This window comes from Paenibacillus sp. NPDC058898, assembly GCF_049316025.1.
In the GTDB taxonomy this organism is placed as follows: domain Bacteria; phylum Bacillota; class Bacilli; order Paenibacillales; family Paenibacillaceae; genus Paenibacillus_AQ.
Genome location: NZ_JBMOSM010000006.1, coordinates 326,614 through 343,614, shown reverse-complemented (window position 1 = coordinate 343,614; position 17,001 = coordinate 326,614). Strand labels below are relative to the sequence as shown.

15 protein-coding genes and 1 riboswitch are annotated in these 17,001 nt (G+C 52.4%); of the genes, 5 read left to right on the top strand and 10 right to left on the bottom strand.

The window, feature by feature from the left end; translation table 11 throughout:
- Positions 1-318: 318 nt before the first annotated feature.
- From ACOZB4_RS18805 to tenA, 6 genes are all read right to left on the bottom strand, one after another.
- Complete coding sequence (locus tag ACOZB4_RS18805) at positions 319-2,319, bottom strand: fructose-specific PTS transporter subunit EIIC (RefSeq protein WP_379412425.1); 2,001 nt, start codon at positions 2,317-2,319, stop codon at positions 319-321.
- Between the two features lie 246 nt (positions 2,320-2,565).
- Entirely contained in the window at positions 2,566-4,518 is a 1,953-nt protein-coding gene (locus tag ACOZB4_RS18800; protein WP_379412421.1) for a BglG family transcription antiterminator, read from the bottom strand.
- A gap of 262 nt (positions 4,519-4,780) precedes the next feature.
- Positions 4,781-5,455 carry a thiamine phosphate synthase gene (gene thiE / locus ACOZB4_RS18795; protein WP_379412419.1) on the bottom strand — a complete coding sequence of 225 codons (675 nt, stop codon included), beginning with the start codon at positions 5,453-5,455 and terminating at the stop codon, positions 4,781-4,783.
- Positions 5,452-6,462 carry a bifunctional hydroxymethylpyrimidine kinase/phosphomethylpyrimidine kinase gene (gene thiD / locus ACOZB4_RS18790; protein ID WP_379412416.1) on the bottom strand — a complete coding sequence of 337 codons (1,011 nt, stop codon included), beginning with the start codon at positions 6,460-6,462 and terminating at the stop codon, positions 5,452-5,454. Before thiD ends, thiE begins: the two co-directional genes overlap by 4 nt.
- The gene (gene thiM / locus ACOZB4_RS18785) at positions 6,459-7,301 is read right to left on the bottom strand and encodes a hydroxyethylthiazole kinase (protein ID WP_379412413.1); all 843 of its coding nucleotides are present in this window, start codon (positions 7,299-7,301) and stop codon (positions 6,459-6,461) included. The genes thiD and thiM overlap by 4 nt, the downstream gene beginning before the upstream one ends.
- Positions 7,302-7,352: 51 nt before the next feature.
- Positions 7,353-8,039, bottom strand: coding sequence for a thiaminase II (gene tenA / locus ACOZB4_RS18780; protein WP_379412408.1), 687 nt, complete (start codon positions 8,037-8,039; stop codon positions 7,353-7,355).
- A gap of 141 nt (positions 8,040-8,180) precedes the next feature.
- Positions 8,181-8,284: riboswitch (TPP riboswitch) on the bottom strand.
- Positions 8,285-8,541: 257 nt separating this feature from the next.
- Between tenA and ACOZB4_RS18775 the strand changes: the two genes are divergently transcribed.
- Positions 8,542-9,051 (top strand): VOC family protein, encoded by a 510-nt coding sequence (locus ACOZB4_RS18775; protein WP_379412405.1) that lies wholly within the window; start codon positions 8,542-8,544, stop codon positions 9,049-9,051.
- A 1,048-nt stretch (positions 9,052-10,099) separates the two neighbouring features.
- Complete coding sequence (locus tag ACOZB4_RS18770) at positions 10,100-10,246, top strand: hypothetical protein (RefSeq protein ID WP_379412402.1); 147 nt, start codon at positions 10,100-10,102, stop codon at positions 10,244-10,246.
- 366 nt (positions 10,247-10,612) lie between these two features.
- Here the strand turns inward: ACOZB4_RS18770 and ACOZB4_RS18765 are convergent, their stop codons facing one another.
- Positions 10,613-11,635, bottom strand: coding sequence for an ABC transporter substrate-binding protein (locus tag ACOZB4_RS18765; protein ID WP_379412399.1), 1,023 nt, complete (start codon positions 11,633-11,635; stop codon positions 10,613-10,615).
- Between the two features lie 198 nt (positions 11,636-11,833).
- Here ACOZB4_RS18765 and ACOZB4_RS18760 point away from each other — a divergent pair, with 198 nt between their 5' ends.
- From ACOZB4_RS18760 to ACOZB4_RS18750, 3 genes are read left to right on the top strand one after another with little or no spacing between them, the layout of a single operon-like run.
- Positions 11,834-12,817, top strand: a complete 984-nt coding sequence (locus ACOZB4_RS18760; RefSeq protein ID WP_076322772.1) for a FecCD family ABC transporter permease — start codon at positions 11,834-11,836, stop codon at positions 12,815-12,817.
- On the top strand, positions 12,814-13,860 hold the full coding sequence (locus ACOZB4_RS18755; protein ID WP_076322771.1) for a FecCD family ABC transporter permease: 1,047 nt from the start codon (positions 12,814-12,816) through the stop codon (positions 13,858-13,860). The genes ACOZB4_RS18760 and ACOZB4_RS18755 overlap by 4 nt, the downstream gene beginning before the upstream one ends.
- A gap of 20 nt (positions 13,861-13,880) precedes the next feature.
- Entirely contained in the window at positions 13,881-14,750 is an 870-nt protein-coding gene (locus ACOZB4_RS18750; RefSeq protein WP_379412395.1) for an ABC transporter ATP-binding protein, read from the top strand.
- Positions 14,751-15,297: 547 nt separating this feature from the next.
- Here the strand turns inward: ACOZB4_RS18750 and ACOZB4_RS18745 are convergent.
- The 3 genes from ACOZB4_RS18745 to ACOZB4_RS18735 form a co-directional block, all read right to left on the bottom strand.
- Entirely contained in the window at positions 15,298-15,507 is a 210-nt protein-coding gene (locus ACOZB4_RS18745) for a hypothetical protein (RefSeq protein ID WP_379412391.1), read from the bottom strand.
- 227 nt (positions 15,508-15,734) lie between these two features.
- Positions 15,735-16,304 carry an NADPH-dependent FMN reductase gene (gene ssuE, locus ACOZB4_RS18740; RefSeq protein ID WP_379412389.1) on the bottom strand — a complete coding sequence of 190 codons (570 nt, stop codon included), beginning with the start codon at positions 16,302-16,304 and terminating at the stop codon, positions 15,735-15,737.
- Positions 16,305-16,316: 12 nt separating this feature from the next.
- Positions 16,317-16,994, bottom strand: coding sequence for a M20/M25/M40 family metallo-hydrolase (locus tag ACOZB4_RS18735; RefSeq protein ID WP_379412385.1), 678 nt, complete (start codon positions 16,992-16,994; stop codon positions 16,317-16,319).
- Positions 16,995-17,001 lie beyond the last annotated feature (7 nt).

Below are 17,001 nucleotides of genomic sequence, written 5' to 3'. Positions count from 1 at the left end.
TCTGGATATCATTGTCATTATGCAAAATATGACATCGAAACATACCCGTAACAGATCGGATGACAGATATGGACCATAGAAATAATGGAAAGGCGAAATGCCTGCTCCGGTTCAAGCATACACAAAATTGAAGCCAGCCCCGCTCATTACTGTGCGGGGCTGGTCTCATTGGAATGGTTCCATAGAACCCTAATATGATGAGATAACGGCAGGATTAATTCCAACAGATCAGCCATTATCTTTCTGCTATAAGCCAAGCTCTCTGGCTACTGTTGCCCACCCAACCAATGGCTAGGTGAAGTCACTCGGCGGCTTGAATTAATGCACCTGATCGAGCAATTGATAGGCCTCTTCCTTCGTTGTCACCGCCAAGAGCGCTTCTCTGAAATCATCGTCCATCAGCTTGCGGGACAACATTTGCAGCACTTTCAAATGCGCATTCTGTTTACTATTCCGCGGCACGGCAATCATAAAGATCAGTTTGGCTTCGCTTCCGTCCAGACTCTTCCAGTCGACACCATCCTGCTGGATACCAAAGACCACGCTTGGTTTCAGGACAGCATCCGATTTACCATGAGGAATCGCAATATTCATGCCGATGCCTGTGGAGCTTTCTTGTTCCCTGGCTAATATGGCCTGTTTAAAATCTCCATCAGCTCTTACCGCCCCATTCTGCTCCAGTACACCGATCATTTCGTCAATAACAGCATCCTGTGTCGTTCCGGTCAGATTCAGATTAATAAGATCCATTGTTACAATGTCTGTCAATTTCTCGACGCGGATAGCAGGTGCTTCGGTTGCTGTATCGTTATTGGTCACGGTTGAAGTCACTTCCGCTGAGTCCGCAGCTGTGTCTGCTGCCAACTCTTTACGTGCGCCGGCCGGTGTTTCTTTCGCTCCTTCTCCAACAACTGCCGGAGTCACACCTGCAACATCTTTCTTGAGCAGACTCACCATGATAATCGATACGGCTGCGCCGCCTATGACAGCGAGGAAGAACATCAAGACATTATCAACGGCACCGAGTACGGCTACAATCGGTCCGCCATGGGCTACTCTGTCACCGACATTACCAAACATTGCAATCATCGAACCCGTCATCGAGCCGACCATGATACTTGGAATGACGCGTAGAGGATCTTGCGCCGCGAATGGAATCGCTCCTTCGGTAATCCCGAACAGTCCCATTGTAAATGTTGCTTTTCCAGCTTCGCGTTCCGCAGGTGTAAACTTCTTTTTGTTCATCATGGCTGCCAGTCCCATCGCAATCGGAGGAACACAGATGGCAACGGCAATTTGTCCCATGATCACATAATTTCCCTCACCGATCATGGCCGAGCCGAACAGGAACGCAACCTTATTCACGGGACCACCCATGTCAAAAGATATCATCGCGCCCAGAATAAGCGCGAGCAAAATCGAACTTGTGCCCTGCATGCCCGCGAGCCAGACCGTTAACGCTTCAAACAAATTCGCAACTGGAGCACCAACTACAAAGACGAAGATTAACCCTACAACTAGAGAAGCCAGTACCGGAATAACGATAATGGGCATAATCGGCTGCAACGACCGAGGAACCTTGATCTTTTTAATAGCAAGTGCAACATAACCCGCCAGGAAACCGGCAATAATCCCGCCGATGAATCCCGCTCCCGCTTCACTTCCATAAAAGCTGCCGTTCGCAGCAATGAACCCGCCAACCATACCTGGTGCAAGACCCGGTCTGTCTGCAATACTCATGGCGATAAATCCCGCAAGGATCGGAACCATAAAGGTAAACGCAGCCCCGCCGATACTCTCAATCGTTTTCCAGATCGAATCTTCCGGTATAACCAGTCCACCTGGCGTTTTCACACCGCCCATCGTCAGTGCGACTGCGATGAGCAGCCCGCCGATCACGATAAACGGCACCATATAGGATACACCGTTCATCAAGTGACGGTAAATCGGATTTTGTTTAGGTTTGTTCTCTCCTGTCATCTCTTCAGCTGACTTGGACTGTGCCTGATAGACGGGCACATCCCCTTTTATCATCTGTTGGATTAGCTCTTCTGGACGACGGATACCATCCTGCACACCAACGACAAGCAGTTTTTTACCGACAAACCGGTCCTTCACCACCGTTTTATCCGCAGCGATAATAATACCATCGGCTTCACGGATATCCTGCTCCGTAAATTGATTCTCCACGCCAATGGAGCCTTGAGTCTCGATCTTCAACTCAACGCCCAGCTTCGCGCCTGCCTTCTGCAGATTCTCAGCGGCCATATACGTATGTGCAATTCCGTTAGGACATGAAGTAATCGCTAATATTTTCATGATCGTCATTCTCCTTTGCTCTCATGTTCCCGCTTACATTTATAGTGTACACGCTGAAAACGCTGTTATCGGATGAACTTTTTACCGGAACTTCCGGAAAAACAGGTTTATATCGCAATAAAATATCCCCACCAAGTGGAGCCTATGCTGCGTTGCTTATACAAATACTTTACGGGGACCCCAAAAAGAATGTAAAAAGCAGGACGTATACGCCCTGCTTGATCATCAATGTTTCTTAGACTAATATTACCCTTTTAACGTACTCAGCAATCGCATCGCATCCGTCTCCTTAGATAACGCACTGACCAAAGCCGGCTGCTCACTGATATGCGACAATTCTCTGAACAGCTGCCTCATCTCTTCCCGCTCATCGTGCTTAACCGCAAGCAAGAACACAAGCTCTACTTTCTCGGTTCCCCAGGTGATCGGCTGTTTCAGAGTAACAATCACGATGCAGGACTGTTTAACCCACTTCGGGCTGCCATGAGGGATGGCAATGCCCCCGCCAATCGTCGTAGCAGACATATTCTCACGATCCAGCACACTTTCCGTATATCCTGCCTCGACATACCCTTTGTCCTCCAGCATATGCGCAAATTTGGCGATTAACTGTTCTGGGCGCTCTATCTCCTGCTGAGGAAAGACGAGAAAAGGTGTCGTATATTTTAAAAAGACTGATTCCTCAGCCGCCCTGCAATCCGGCTCATCGAGCCGCCGGATCGCTTGCTCCAGCTTACGCTCGTCACTTGCCTCGAGCAGAGGGGAAACGAGGATATGAGGTATTTTTAACTCAGGCAGATCAACGGTCGTAATGACAAGATCTACTTCATGAGCTGCCAGATAATCCTCCACTTCCGCTTTGGACATCGTTGTCTCTACATGCACGGACGGGAATCTCCGTTCCACCTTCGCGAGAAGCAATTGGGACATCCCGACGCCCATATGACACACGATAATGGCCTTCTGAGGATGGCTTTCATTCTGGTGAAGCCGTTCCACAGACGCCTGAAAATGCAGCGTCAAATAGGCGGCTTCCTCTTCGGGAAAATACAGTTGGAGCGCTCCCCCTACCTCTTCCAATGCCATGATGACCCGATCGAACATGTAGGGGTACATCTTTTTGATCTCAGCCAACATCGGATTGGACACAGCCAGACCATAATGAAGACGGTTCATGGTCGTGTATAAATGCACTTTCAACCCGTTCAATAATACCTGGTCCTTGGAGAAAGGGATCATATTCAACTCCGACATCCGCCGAATCAATTGCTCAACCAATTGGGGCAACAGGGGGTGGCTGTCTGCCAGATCACTCCGCCGGGCGCCTTCATCCTCCTGCGTGTATCGGAACTTCCCCCCAAGCAGGTGCAGGGTTAGATAAGCGGTTTCTTCCTTGGAAAAAGGTACGGCGAACAGTTTTTGCAGCTTCTTCAAAAAGTCTATCGCCCATGCAAATTCCGCTTTGTTCTCCAAAAAGGCTATGTCCTGCCCAGAGAGCGAAATCGGCTGTCCCAGCTTGGTCCGTTTGATCATGAGCAGAATATGCAGCATCAGGCTCTCAAAGGTTTCATCGGTGAAGCGGAGCTGATGTTGCTTTTGCAACGTCTTCAACTCATTGTATACGGTTGCAATCTCGTGCGGTTCGTACTGGTTACGCATCATCTGTCCCGTCAACTCCGGACGGTTGATCAACTGGTTCAACCGCGCCAGCGCCATCCGTTTGTTCTTCTCCGAGCCTTCAATCATTAATCCCACGCGCTGCTTAGTCACTAAGTTCAGATCAAAGCTGTGCAGCCAGCCCTCAATCTTCTCCATATCCCGGCGGATAATCGTCTTGTTCACATAAAACAAAGAAGCCAGGTTCTGAATGGTTACGGGCTTTGCGTTCATCAAGAGCCGGTAAGCCAGATGCAGCACCCTTTCCTCATCGGATACATGCTCGGTGGAACTCTCGTTTGAATACAAGCGGTGGAATAAATCAGTCTGATCTGCTTCTCCAATCTCCAGATAAATGCCGAGTCCCGGCCTTTTCACCAGATTACCACTGGAGTGCTTATCTATATATTCATCAATTACCTTCAGATCATTCCGGATCGTCTTCTCCGAGCACTCGGTCTGATCCGCCAGATCCTGAACGAGCCACAGCCGGTTCGGTTCCATTAACAAATTGCGAAAAATCTCTTTTTGCCTATTATTCATTCCGATCTCCTATTCAACTTATTTGGAGAGCTCTCTAAACGTGGAGCAGGTACATTGTCCTACGTATATCATATCTGGGTCTCTATGGCAATCTGATCTGGGATTTACACGAAATTTATAGATTCGAATGGATCAAAAGAATGGCATGTTGACGGAAAAGCTGAGCATATACCGTAATTTAAAATCTGACGCAAACAAAAAAAGAGTGCCGCAGAAGCTTCGACACCCTTGTTCATGATCCGTATTATAATCCTCTTACATCTCAAGAAATTCGTTCGGTTGCACGGCATATCTTTCCTATAAAAGCCTCCACAGCCTCCCGCGCTGACTCCGCTCCCGTCACGGCGGAGATCACCGCGACGCCATCTGCACCCGCTCCCGTGACTTCCTCCACGCGCTCCACGGTGATCCCGCCAATCCCAACGAGCGGCAGATCGATTCCAGCTTCGCGCAGTTCACGGAGGAACGCTGGGCCTTGCACCGCCTTGGCATCATCCTTCGAGCGGGTCGGATAGATCGGTCCGATGCCAAGATAATCAGCGCCGTGGAGGATCGCTCGCCTGGCTTCCTCCACGGTATGGGCGGAGACACCGAGAATCCGGTTGCCGATCCGCTGGCTGACGGAAGCCGCAGATTCGTCGTCCTGACCGATGTGCACGCCATCGGCGTTCAGCTTCAGCGCCAGCTCCACATCGTCATTGACGATGAAGGGTACGCCCGCTTGGCGGCACTGATCCTGGATCCGGCGAGCCAACTGGATCATCGGCACGCCAACAAGCGAGCCATGTCCCTTCTCGCGGAACTGGACCATGGTTGCGCCGCCAGCCAGTGCTTCCTGCACAATCCGGCTTGGCTCTTCGATACAGTTCACGCTGCCGAGTACGAGGTACATCCGTAGATGCTGCCTCATCATCTCGGGTGTCACTCTCCCCGTCATCGCAGCACCTCCTGACGGCGGCGACGATACGCCCAATGATTCGTGGGGCCGTGTCCCTGCCCCAGGTTTAAGCCGTCCTCAATGGCGGCCTGGATGAATAAGCGCCCGCTCTGAATCGCATCGAATGCACTCAAGCCTTTGGCCAGGCCTGCAGTGATGGCGGCAGAGAAAGTACAGCCGGTACCATGCGTATGAACGGTATGAATTCTTTTGCCGTATAGTTCGGAGAAGGCAGTGCCATCGTATACGAGGTCCATGACCGGAGGACTGCCCGGAGGACCGTCGTCCTTGAAAATGGAAGGACGGGGCCTACGCAACTCCCCGGCGGGAATGGCAGTTCTCGTTTGGCCATACGTACTTTCGGACTGCGGCAACGCTTCCTGCTGCGTATCCGCCGCTATATCTGCTCCTCTGTCTCTTTGGTGATCCGAACCTTCACCGGCGACGCCCGGCATTCCCTCGTCATGGCCGCCTTTGATCACAACGATCTTGGGCCCCAGACCATGAATACGTCTCGCCGCTTCCTTCCGATCTTCCATCGTGCGGATACGCATCCCCGCCAATACTTCGGCCTCCGGTATATTGGGGGTGACGATCAACGCCAGCGGCAGCAAGTCTTCTCTTAAAGCCTGCACCGCTTCGCTTTGCAGCAGCTCCGCTCCGCCCTTGGCAATCATCACGGGATCGACAACGACCTTCCCCCAGCCGAATGCCCGAATCCGGTCAGCCACCAGGCGAATGATCTCTGCATTGAACAGCATGCCTGTCTTCAATGCATCTACTCCGAGGTCCGAGCCAACCGCTTCCATCTGCTCGGCTGCTGCCTCTGGGGGAAGCGGATATACGCCGTGAACCCCCAAGGTATTCTGCACCGTGATCGCGGTAATCGCCGACATGCCGTATACACCGAGCTCCTGGAAGGTTTTCAGATCGGCCTGAATGCCGGCGCCGCCGCCGCTGTCGGACCCGGCAATCGTCAGTGCCCGGGGCACGCGAGTCTTGCTCATCGTGCGCCACCAGGGAAGGCCGTTCCCGCTTCCCGGACAGCCGCATATCCCTCCAGCGAACCTGGATGAAGCTTGGCCAGCTCATCCAGGAAAGCGACTTGGAAGCTTCCTGGTCCCTGGTCTGCCGTGCGCTCCGCAGCTTTCGCCGCCGCGGCCCCGTAGAAGGCCAGACCCGCCGTACCTGCAAGCAGCAGGTTCGCTTCCACCGCGGCAAAGGCTCCCAGCACCGAGGTCAGCAGGCAGCCTGCGCCGGTCACCTTCGTAAGCAGCGCATCCCCTCCGGTAATGATGCGCACTTCCGTTCCATCGGTAATCACGTCCTCTTCACCGGTAATGGCCACGATCGTGCCTAACTCGCGCGCAGCCCGCACGGCCAACTCGGCATGATGACTGCCTGCGCTATTGCCTGCGTCTACGCCTTTGATCTCGCGGGCCTCTCCGATAAGATGAGCGACTTCAGCCGCGTTTCCGCGTACGAGCGAAACCTTCACCTCGCTCAGAATCCGCAAGGCCGACTCCGTCCGAAAACGGGTCGCTCCCGCACCGACCGGATCCAGCAGGACCGGGACGCCATGTGCATTGGCCGATTGCCCCGCTATTATCATCGCATCCACCAGCTCGCGGTTCAGCGTGCCGATGTTCAATACGAGCGCGCCCGCGATGGCGGCCATATCCGCCACTTCCTCCGGCGCGTAAGCCATGACCGGCGACGCGCCCAGCGCGTACAAGCCGTTAGCCGTAAAATTCGTCACCACCACGTTCGTCATATTGTGAACGAGGGGGCTCGTCTGCTGTACCTTCGTTAAAAGCGCCGAAACCTCTTTTTCCCATGCATGCATATGAATCGCCTCTCTTATCTAAATTGGAATTTATGTCCTTGTTATGACTCCTTATAGCACCGCAGCCTGCAGCGGCACCGGCCATTCCTCCTGCTTGTAAGCCATGTCCCAAAACATATACTCCAGCTGGCAGCTCAGCATGAAATGCTCCCTCATCCGTTCCCGCTCGGCTGCCGTCGCGCGCTCTGCCCATTCATCGACACGGTTGCAGAACTTGGCTGTCGCGTCTTCCCCACGGTTGCCGTAGAAATAAATCCAGTCATAGAACGGATGGGATGCATCCGGCTTCACTTCATCCAGCAGCTTGCGGCCAATCTCCAGATACGTCCATGGGCAAGGCAGCAATACGGCCATAATCTCGCCCAGACTACCCTCATGCGCCACCGTCAGCATATGTCGGATATAATGATGCGCGGACGGAGCCAGCGGATACCCTTGAAGCTCTTCGTAGGTCACCCCGGCGGCTGCGCACAAATTCTGATGCGGGTGCACCTCGCTGTGCAAGATGAATGATATCTGTTCGTTAAAGGTGGCGGTCTCTTCCCTGCTGGTCGATTTGGATATGGCGATACCGTAAATCCGCATGTAGGCGTTCAAATACTCAAAATCCTGCTTCACATAGTGAATCAGCTGTTCTCGCGCCAGGTTCCCCTCGGCAATGCCTTTTACAAAGGGATGATCAAAGATTGCTTGAAAAATATCTCCCGCGTGCTGACGGAGCGCTTGCGTGAAACTCATTTTTGTCCCCACCTCCAACATATTGAAGAGCAGGAAGTCCGTAAGACACGACTTTTCAGACAACGCTAAAAAGCCGCCCCCGAAAACTGGAGCGGCTTCGTCAACAAGCCCCAGTGCGCCAAAACACGCACCGAGACCTCATATACGAAGGCTCCACTTTCCTACGCTAGTACGAACTAGATCAGGTTCAAAGGGTCCAAGATACGCTCTTGTCTCAGCCGCCAACGGCTCCCCTAGTGGACTTCCTATTCTTTTGTCTAATACTGTACATAGGTTTATGGATGCTGTCAAATGTTAACTGTTCGTGGGCGGAGCCCCACGCTCGAAGCTTTCCCATGAGTGGGGATTAGGATGATGTACGGTGGCGGAGGTCATTCGCAAAAAACGCCGGCGGCCAAAACTTGTTACGGGAACACTGACGCTCGGCTGTCATGTATTCCCCAACATAATGAGTACATAAGCGTTATGCAAATAAATGAAGTTTAAAGGAGCGAGCGTATTTATGACGAACCAACCAAACCAACCGAAAGACGTTAAGCCCATTCCGCAAGGCTACACGTCCGTAACGCCGTGGATCATCTCAAGAAACTCCGCAGCGCTGATCGATTTCCTGCAGCGGGCTTTTCGAGCTGAAGAGTTAGCGCGCGTCTATGTTGGTGATGGTATCATCGGCCATGCCGAGGTCCGAATCGGGGATGCCGTCGTCATGATGTTTGACGCTAAACCGGAATGGCCGGATAGCCCGGCATACCTCCGACTATATGTTGAGGATTGCGAAGATGTGTATCAGCAAGCGCTGGCCGCAGGAGCCGTCTCGGTGACGGAGCCAACGAGCTTGTTCTTCGGTGACAAGGTGGGACGGGTACGGGACCCGTTCGGCAACATATGGTGGGTACAAACACGAATGGAGGACCTCACTCCGGAAGAAGTGGAACAGCGTGCCCAAGACCCGGAATACATCAAAGCGATGACCTATGTTGCCGGTGCGGAGATTGTGGTAAAGATTTCGTAAAAAGGTGGAAGCGAAGCAAAAGCGTCATTACAGGGAGGGCCCAGATGAATATTCGGTGTCCAGGGGTATGCATGGATGGCTGGCATTATAATCGATGTAGGGGCCGGCGGGAACTCAGAGTAGCTATGGTTTAGAGGTAGAAACCGGGGTAACGCAGCGTGTATAGCTGAGGCTGCTGCTGGTCTTGGTGCTTACTGGTCCTTGGTGCTACTGGTTCTTGGTGCTACTGCTAGTCTTGGTGCGACTGCTAATCTTGGTGCTAACGCTGGCCTTGTTGCTACTGCTGATCTTGGCTACTGATGATCTACTGGACTTCGTGCTACTCCTTGAGCGTAACGGATTGAGGATACGTTATTTGGCTGAGTAGGTGTGATTTTGGATAGTTATCGGACACCAGGTACGCTATTCATAGAATATGATGGCAAATGGGCCGGTAATTGTGGTAATAAGGGATCCTGTGTCCGTTAGATTTAAAAATCGGGGGCAATTTGAGAAATAAGGGATCTGGAGTCCGTTGACAGGTGCTCTTGTCGCTACTGCTGGTCTGAGTGCTAATACTGATCTTGTTGCTACCTGCCGTCTTGGTGCTACTACTGTTCTTGTTGCTACTGCTGATCTTGGCTACTACTGATCTTGGTGCTACTACTGGTATTGGTGCTACTACTGGTATTGGTGCTGCTGTTGGCTTGATGCTACTACAGGTCTTGGCTACTGATGATCTACTGACTTGGTACTACTCCTCGAGCGTAACGGACTGAGGATACGTTATTTGGCTGAGTAGATGTGATTTTTGAGAGTTAACGGACACCAGATACGTTATTCATAGAATATGAAGGCAAATAGGCAGTTTATTGTGGTAATAAGGGATCCTGTGTCCGTTAGATTTAAAAATCGGGGGCAATTTGAGAAATACGGGATCTGGAGTCCGTTGACAGGTGGTCTTATCGCTACTGCTGGTCTGAGTGCTACTATTGATCTTGTTGCTACCTGCTGGCTTGGTGCTACTTGCTGGTCTTGGCTACTACTGATCTTGGTGCTACTACTGATCTTGGTGCTACTACTGGTATTGGTGCTGCTGCTGGCTTGGTGCTACTACTGGTCTTGGCTACTGCTGGTCTTGGCTACTGATGATCTACTGGACTTGGTGCTACTCCTCGAGCGTAACGGACTGAGGATACGTTATTTGGCTGAGTAGGTGTGATTTTGGATAGTTATCGGACACCAGGTACGCTATTCATAGAATATGATGGCAAATGGGCCGGTAATTGTGGTAATAAGGGATCCTGTGTCCGTTAGATTTAAAAATCGGGGGCAATTTGAGAAATAAGGGATCTGGAGTCCGATAACAGTCAGGGGCAGCGGCACGAAGTAGGGGACTTGGTTAAGCTGTGCTGGCGTGCGGTGTGGCATGCCTTATAGCGGCAGTACTGGCGATGCTGTGATGCTAAAAAAGGAGGCGTCCCTCAAGATCTGAGATCTTTTGGGATGCCTCCTTTTTTAGCTTTTTCCTTGCATCATCTGCTATACGATAATACTACCCTGTAGCATTCGTCTTCATTCATTACTGAATGCCGTAAAACTCCTGCAGCTGGTCAATCATCAGATTGGCCGCCAGGATGCCGCCTGCTGTATTCCAGATTGCATCATCCACTTTGTGGGCTTGGCCGTTCTTGACAACGTTCAGATTTTTCCATAATGGATCGTTGATCCATTCCTGCTCGGTTTGGTTGGCGCCGCCATCCCCGGTTTCATAAGTGAAGTAGAAGAGTCTGTCGGCATCTGCCTCAGGCAAACGTTCCTTCGTGATCTCGTCAACGAAATCGTCCTTGGCGTTCTTGGTCATGTCGTTGCGGGCGATGCCGATTTTATCGAAAATAACGCCCGAGAACGTATTGGTATGGTACACGCGCGTCTTGCCAGCCATGAAACGGACCACGGAAACGGTCTCGTCCAGCTTGCTTCCGGCCTTCTCTTTGAAATCCTGAATCCGCTTGTCGTATGCAGCCAATAGCTCCTCGCCTTCGGATACCTTGTTCAGCGCCTTGGCATACAGTTCAAAATTGTTCTGCCACTCGCCGCGAAGATCCTCGGCAAAAACGGTCGGCGCGATCGCCTTCAATTGCTCGTATACTTTCTCCTGACGCATCTTGTTGCCGATAATCAGGTCTGGCTGCAGGCCCGCGATCAGTTCGATGTTCGGCTGACTCTCTTCCCCGACAACGGTAACGCCTTCCATCTGGTCTTTAATATGTGGATACCATGGGTCACCTGTCCAGGATCTAACAGCGCCTACTGGCTTCACGCCCAATGCGAGAAGCGCCTCGGTTCCTTCGTTCGTGAGAACCACCACTTTTTGAGGGGTTCCCTTGATTGTTTCCGTACCCATCGCATGTGTAACTTCATAGGATCCGCTTGCTGCGCTACCATTGTTACCACTTGCATTATTCGTCGTGTCGCCGCCGGTATTGTTTGTATTTTCTTTCGCTGGGCTTGCTCCACAACCGGCAAGAATCACGATCATAATGAGAGCCAGCAAGCTAAACTTGAGGCCTCTCGTTGGTTTATTTGCCATTCCTTTTCCCATTCCTATCTGAATCCCCCTTGTGTCATATCCTTCTACTTGAAAATCATTATCAATCACTGATTCAAAACTATAAAGGGTTTCCTGAAAAATATCAAGATATTTATGAGAATGATTATCAAGCTCATTGACAGATGGGGTCCCTTCACCTAAAATTCATATGAACTTAATTTATTCATGGACTTAAGAAAGTGAGCATATATGCGCGTATTCGGACTATTCATATCGCTATTGGCGCTGGCTGCTGCCGTCATGGGCAGCATCGCATTCGGAGTAACAAACGTACCTCTTCATCAGGTATTGGAATCGTTCACTCACTTCAACGGGAGCAACGAGCATCTGATCATTCTCACAGCAAGACTGCCCCGGGCGCTCATTGCACTTGCTGTAGGAGCAAGCCTAGCTGTTGCGGGTGCTCTCATGCAGGTCATCACGCGCAATCCGATTGCATCACCCAGCACGCTGGGCGTGAACTCCGGTGCAGCCTTCTTCATTATTATGTCAGCGGGTTGGCTGGGTATAAGTGGACTCCAATCTCTTACCTGGGTCGCGCTGATCGGAGCCGCGGTAAGCGGCGGTATCGTGTTTTTCCTAGGCAGCATCGGCAGGGACGGCATGACGCCAGTAAAAATCACCCTCGCGGGTGCCTCCATAGCCGCCTTCTTCCATTCCTTAACGCAGGGATTCATGCTCTCTGACGGCAAAATGTTCGATCAGGTGCTGGTATGGCTTGTCGGCTCGGTAGCCGGACGCGATTTGAACCAACTTGCAGCCGTGTGGCCGTATATGACCGTCGGCATGCTGGTTGCACTCCTGCTGGGCCGCCATCTGAACGCCCTCTCCATGGGTGATGACATCGCCCAGAGCCTCGGGCAAAAAACAGCCCTCATCAAGTTGTTAGCGGCAGCGGCTGTTATTTTGCTGGCCGGAGGTTCCGTTGCCGCTGCGGGCCCCATCGCATTCGTCGGGATTATCATCCCGCATATCGTTCGGCATTTAATAGGAAATGATTATCGCTGGATTCTGCCTTACAGCGCGGTGCTCGGTGCACTTCTGCTGGTGACGGCCGATCTCGGCTCCCGATATATTGCCATGCCGAAGGAAGTCCCGGTCGGCGTGATGACCGCAATCATTGGTGTGCCGTTCTTCGTGTACATAGCCAGGAAAGGAAGACGAGCACAATGAATAAACACCGCATATTCCGCTCCAGGAACGCTAAAGTATCGTTTATGCTGGAGAGAAGAACACTATGGGTATGTCTGATCCTATTCGTGCTTTGCATCGCCGCCATGATTATTAGCACAGGCACAGGAAGCCAGTTTGTTTCGCCGCTTCATGTCATGAAGGCATTGTTCGGTAACGCTCCGCCCATGGAGCAGGTTATCGTTATGCAGCTAAGGCTGCCCCGAATTATTATCGCCGTGCTGATCGGCGCCGCTCTCGCCGTGGCGGGGGCTATTCTGCAGGGCGTCATCCGCAACCCCCTGGCCTCCCCCGACGTCATCGGTATAACGGAGGGAGCATCACTTGGAGCGGTTCTCTTCATCTTCATATTCACAGGCACCGTATCGATCCATTGGATGCCGCTATTCGCCATCCTTGGTGCTTTTTTCATAACCGGACTGCTGTACGTGCTTGCTTGGAAAAATGGCGTATCGCCGCTGCGGCTAGTCTTGATCGGAATCGGAGTATCGGCTGCAATCAAATCGATCTCCTATATGCTGATCATATCCGGACCGCTGCAGTTGGCCGACCGCTCCCTTACTTTCATGGCAGGCAGCATTTACGGCATGTCATGGGATAAGGACGTTTTGACCCTGCTGCCTTGGATAGCTGTACTTCTACCGCTTACCTGGCTGCAGGCCCGCAATGTGAACATCCAAGCCTTGGGCGACGACGTTGCCAGCAGCACGGGCGCCCAGGTTCAGAAACAGCGCCTGATCCTAATCGGACTCAGCGTCGCTCTGGCCGGAGCAGCCATCTCGATCGGCGGCGCCATCGCCTTCATCGGTCTGATGGCACCGCATATGGCCCGCAGGCTGGTGGGTCCCTCCTTCGGGAGCGTCCTGCCGGTAAGCGCACTGATCGGTGCGATTCTGCTCCTTGTCGCGGACTTGGTAGCTCGGACGGCATTTCTGCCGCGCGACGTTCCGGCAGGCGTATTCACCGCCGCAATCGGCGCGCCGTTCTTCCTCTACTTGCTGTATCGTAACCGCAATCGATTCTAGAACCGAAAGGAGCTGGCGTCATGAATACGCTGGAAGCAAAGGGATTGGGTCTGTCCTATGGGGGAGACTTTATATTCGAAAATCTGGATTTAACTGTGCCTATAGGTAAAATCACCGTGTTTATCGGCAGCAACGGCTGCGGCAAGTCCACTTTGCTGCGCTCCATGGCCAGGCTGCTGAAACCGCAGCGCGGCTCGGTTGTACTGAACGGGGCCGACATCGCAGGCTTGTCCACCAAGGACGTGGCGCGTAAGCTCGCCATTTTGCCTCAAGGGCCTACCGCCCCGGAAGGATTAACGGTGATGCAGCTGGTAAAGCAAGGACGCTATCCGTACCAGAGCTGGCTCCGTCAATGGTCACGCGAGGATGAGGAAGCAGTCAAAGCGGCGCTGACCTCCACAGGTTTGACCGAACTGGCTGACCGTACGGTTGACTCGCTATCCGGCGGTCAGCGCCAGCGGGCCTGGATTGCGATGACGCTGGCACAAGAAACGCCAATCATTCTGCTTGATGAACCGACCACCTATCTGGATTTGACGCACCAGATCGAAGTGCTGGATCTGCTGTATGAATTAAATGTTCAAGAACAACGGACCATCGTCATGGTGCTGCATGATATCAATCTGGCCTGCCGTTATGCCGATCATATCGTTGCTATTCGCGACGGAAGCATCAAGGCAAAGGGCAAACCGGGAGATATCATCGATTCCGAGCTGATGCAGACCGTGTTCCAGCTGCCGTGCGAGATTATTCCGGACCCGCTGTACGGAACCCCGATGTGCGTCCCGCGCGGGAAGGGCATACGCCGGCCTTTAGCCGTCAAGCCGGAACCAGCGGAACCCAAACAACCAACAACGCCGACTCCAGCTCCTGAGCTGGCACCCGTGTAGCATAAATTGCAATCAAGCCGACTCCCTTTCGCATTCAAGCGGTGGGAGCCGGCCTTTTTTATGTGGGCTTGACGCGAAGAGACAAAAGACCCCCATGCAGTGAGACATGGAGAGAGACATGGAGAGAGACATGAAGAGAGACATGAAGAGGAGACATGAAGAGGACACACAAAGAAGACCACCCCAAAACCATGAGGGTAGCCTTTGTATTTGTAATAAACGCCATAAACATAAGTTTTGTCTTCCATTGCTCACATGCTGTTCCACTGACGGTTCTGTTAACGACAACCTATGACCATTTACCTATACGCGGGGCTTTATTCCTTTGTCGAAGCGGAAGTCCTTTGAACAGTTTGGACTTTTCACGCTTCCGTTGTTCCAGCAGGTTCTTTACCCCTCGCATCAACATTCGGTACCGCATCTCATCCTCGTGGCCGTATTTTCGCATTTCATCAAAATACTCGTCTGTCATCCTATCACTCCAGCTGTATAAGTCTATAGAACTAGAGTATAGGACCGAACTATACAATTTCTAAACAAGACTCGGTTACATGCTAAGCCGTCGACTCTGACATGGATGAGCTGCCGGCGTCTCCACCCGCCGTCTTCGCCGAAGGAGAAGAGCCAAAGGGATGGCCAATGCCACCAGCCCGCTTGCCCTCAGAAACACATCATCGATGCTCCGTGTGTAAACCATCCGATGCAGCCACTCAGCGATTTCTCCGGAAGTGCCGCTGCTGAAAATCCACAGCCACACTCTGACTTCATCTTTCCAATGAGTATAGACGGAATTAAGTTGTTGATTACTCTATCACCCAGCATTCTCTTCTACAAGACCATATAGAGAAGTTCTTTCCTCGCTTCTTGATTCTCTATTAGAGCCCTTACCCCTCAGTAATCATGGCAGCGCAAAAACCACGATCCACGGATTCGGATCGTGGCTGCTGCATCTCAAGATCGCCGTTTGTCTTGGAAAATTAGGCGTCAGACCGCCTGCCCCTGCCGCTCCGACGGCACAGCCGAATATCGGGCCAGCTCTGATTGCAGCTCGTTTAGCGCGTCATCCAGGCGTTCTCTCAGTTGCTCCGTGATGTCGTAACCGCCCAGTTCGAGGCAGGTGATCCACTGATCTACGGCAAACACCCCGTTGAGAATATTGGTTCCTCCGAGTGCGGATATTACTGGCTTCAACGCATAATCCACCGCGAGCAAATGCGCGATGGTGCCGCCAATGAATAGCGGGAGCACGACTTTGCCTTGGAAACCTTTTTGGGGAAGAAGATCCAAAATCGTTTTCAACGCCCCTGAATAAGAAGCTTTATACACCGGGCTGGCAATGATTACGGCAGCGGCTCCTTCAACCGCCGCTATGGCCTGCTTGATAGCCGGACTATTGAAATCGGCCCGCAGCAAATCCTCAGCCGGTAGATCCGCTGCCGAGATGAAGTCGATCTCGTAGCCAGCAATGATCAGGCGATCCTCTACATATTGCGTTAATCCGAACAAACGGGACCCTTGCGTCGGGCTTCCTGCTATAAAAGCGATTTTCGTCATTGGTTTTCCTCCTTATTCGTAAACGTCATGTAGGGCTAGGCGCACCCATATTCGAGTCCCATGCACCAGGACATCTTCATCCAGATCGAATCGGGGCTGGTGAATCGCATGCACGATCCCCCGATCCGGATTCCCGCAGCCGATGAATCCAAAAGCGCCCGGGACCTGATCCAGGTACCAACCGAAATCCTCGCCAGTCAGGCTGGGTGGATGGAGCACATATACCTTTTCCTTGCCCAGCACTTGCCCTGCGGCTTGCTTCATACGACGCAGCGCGGCTCCGTCGTTGACCACTGCCATCCCTTCACGAAGCTCCAGCTTATAGCTGCCGCCTGCTTGGTCCGCAATGGACGCGGCCAGACGCCTTAAGCCCTCCGTAATCACCGCCACGGTATCCTTCTGAAACGTCCGGAAGGTTCCCACAAGCTCGCTTTGCGCAGCGATGACATTGATGGCGCTGCCTGCCGTTCCTTGAAACGTGCCGATGACCCCCATCCCGAAATGTTTGCCCACCTTCCGCCTGACCTCAATCCCCCACGACTCCATGAGATCTGCCAACAGCTTCGAGGTACGGGAAACATCGTACAATAGCTCGGGATGTTGATGGAGATCCCGCCTGATTGGGGAGAGCTCTCCACAAAGCTCCCCAGCAAACTCCATCATCTGATCCAGTTCCACAACCGCCGTCAATCCCACC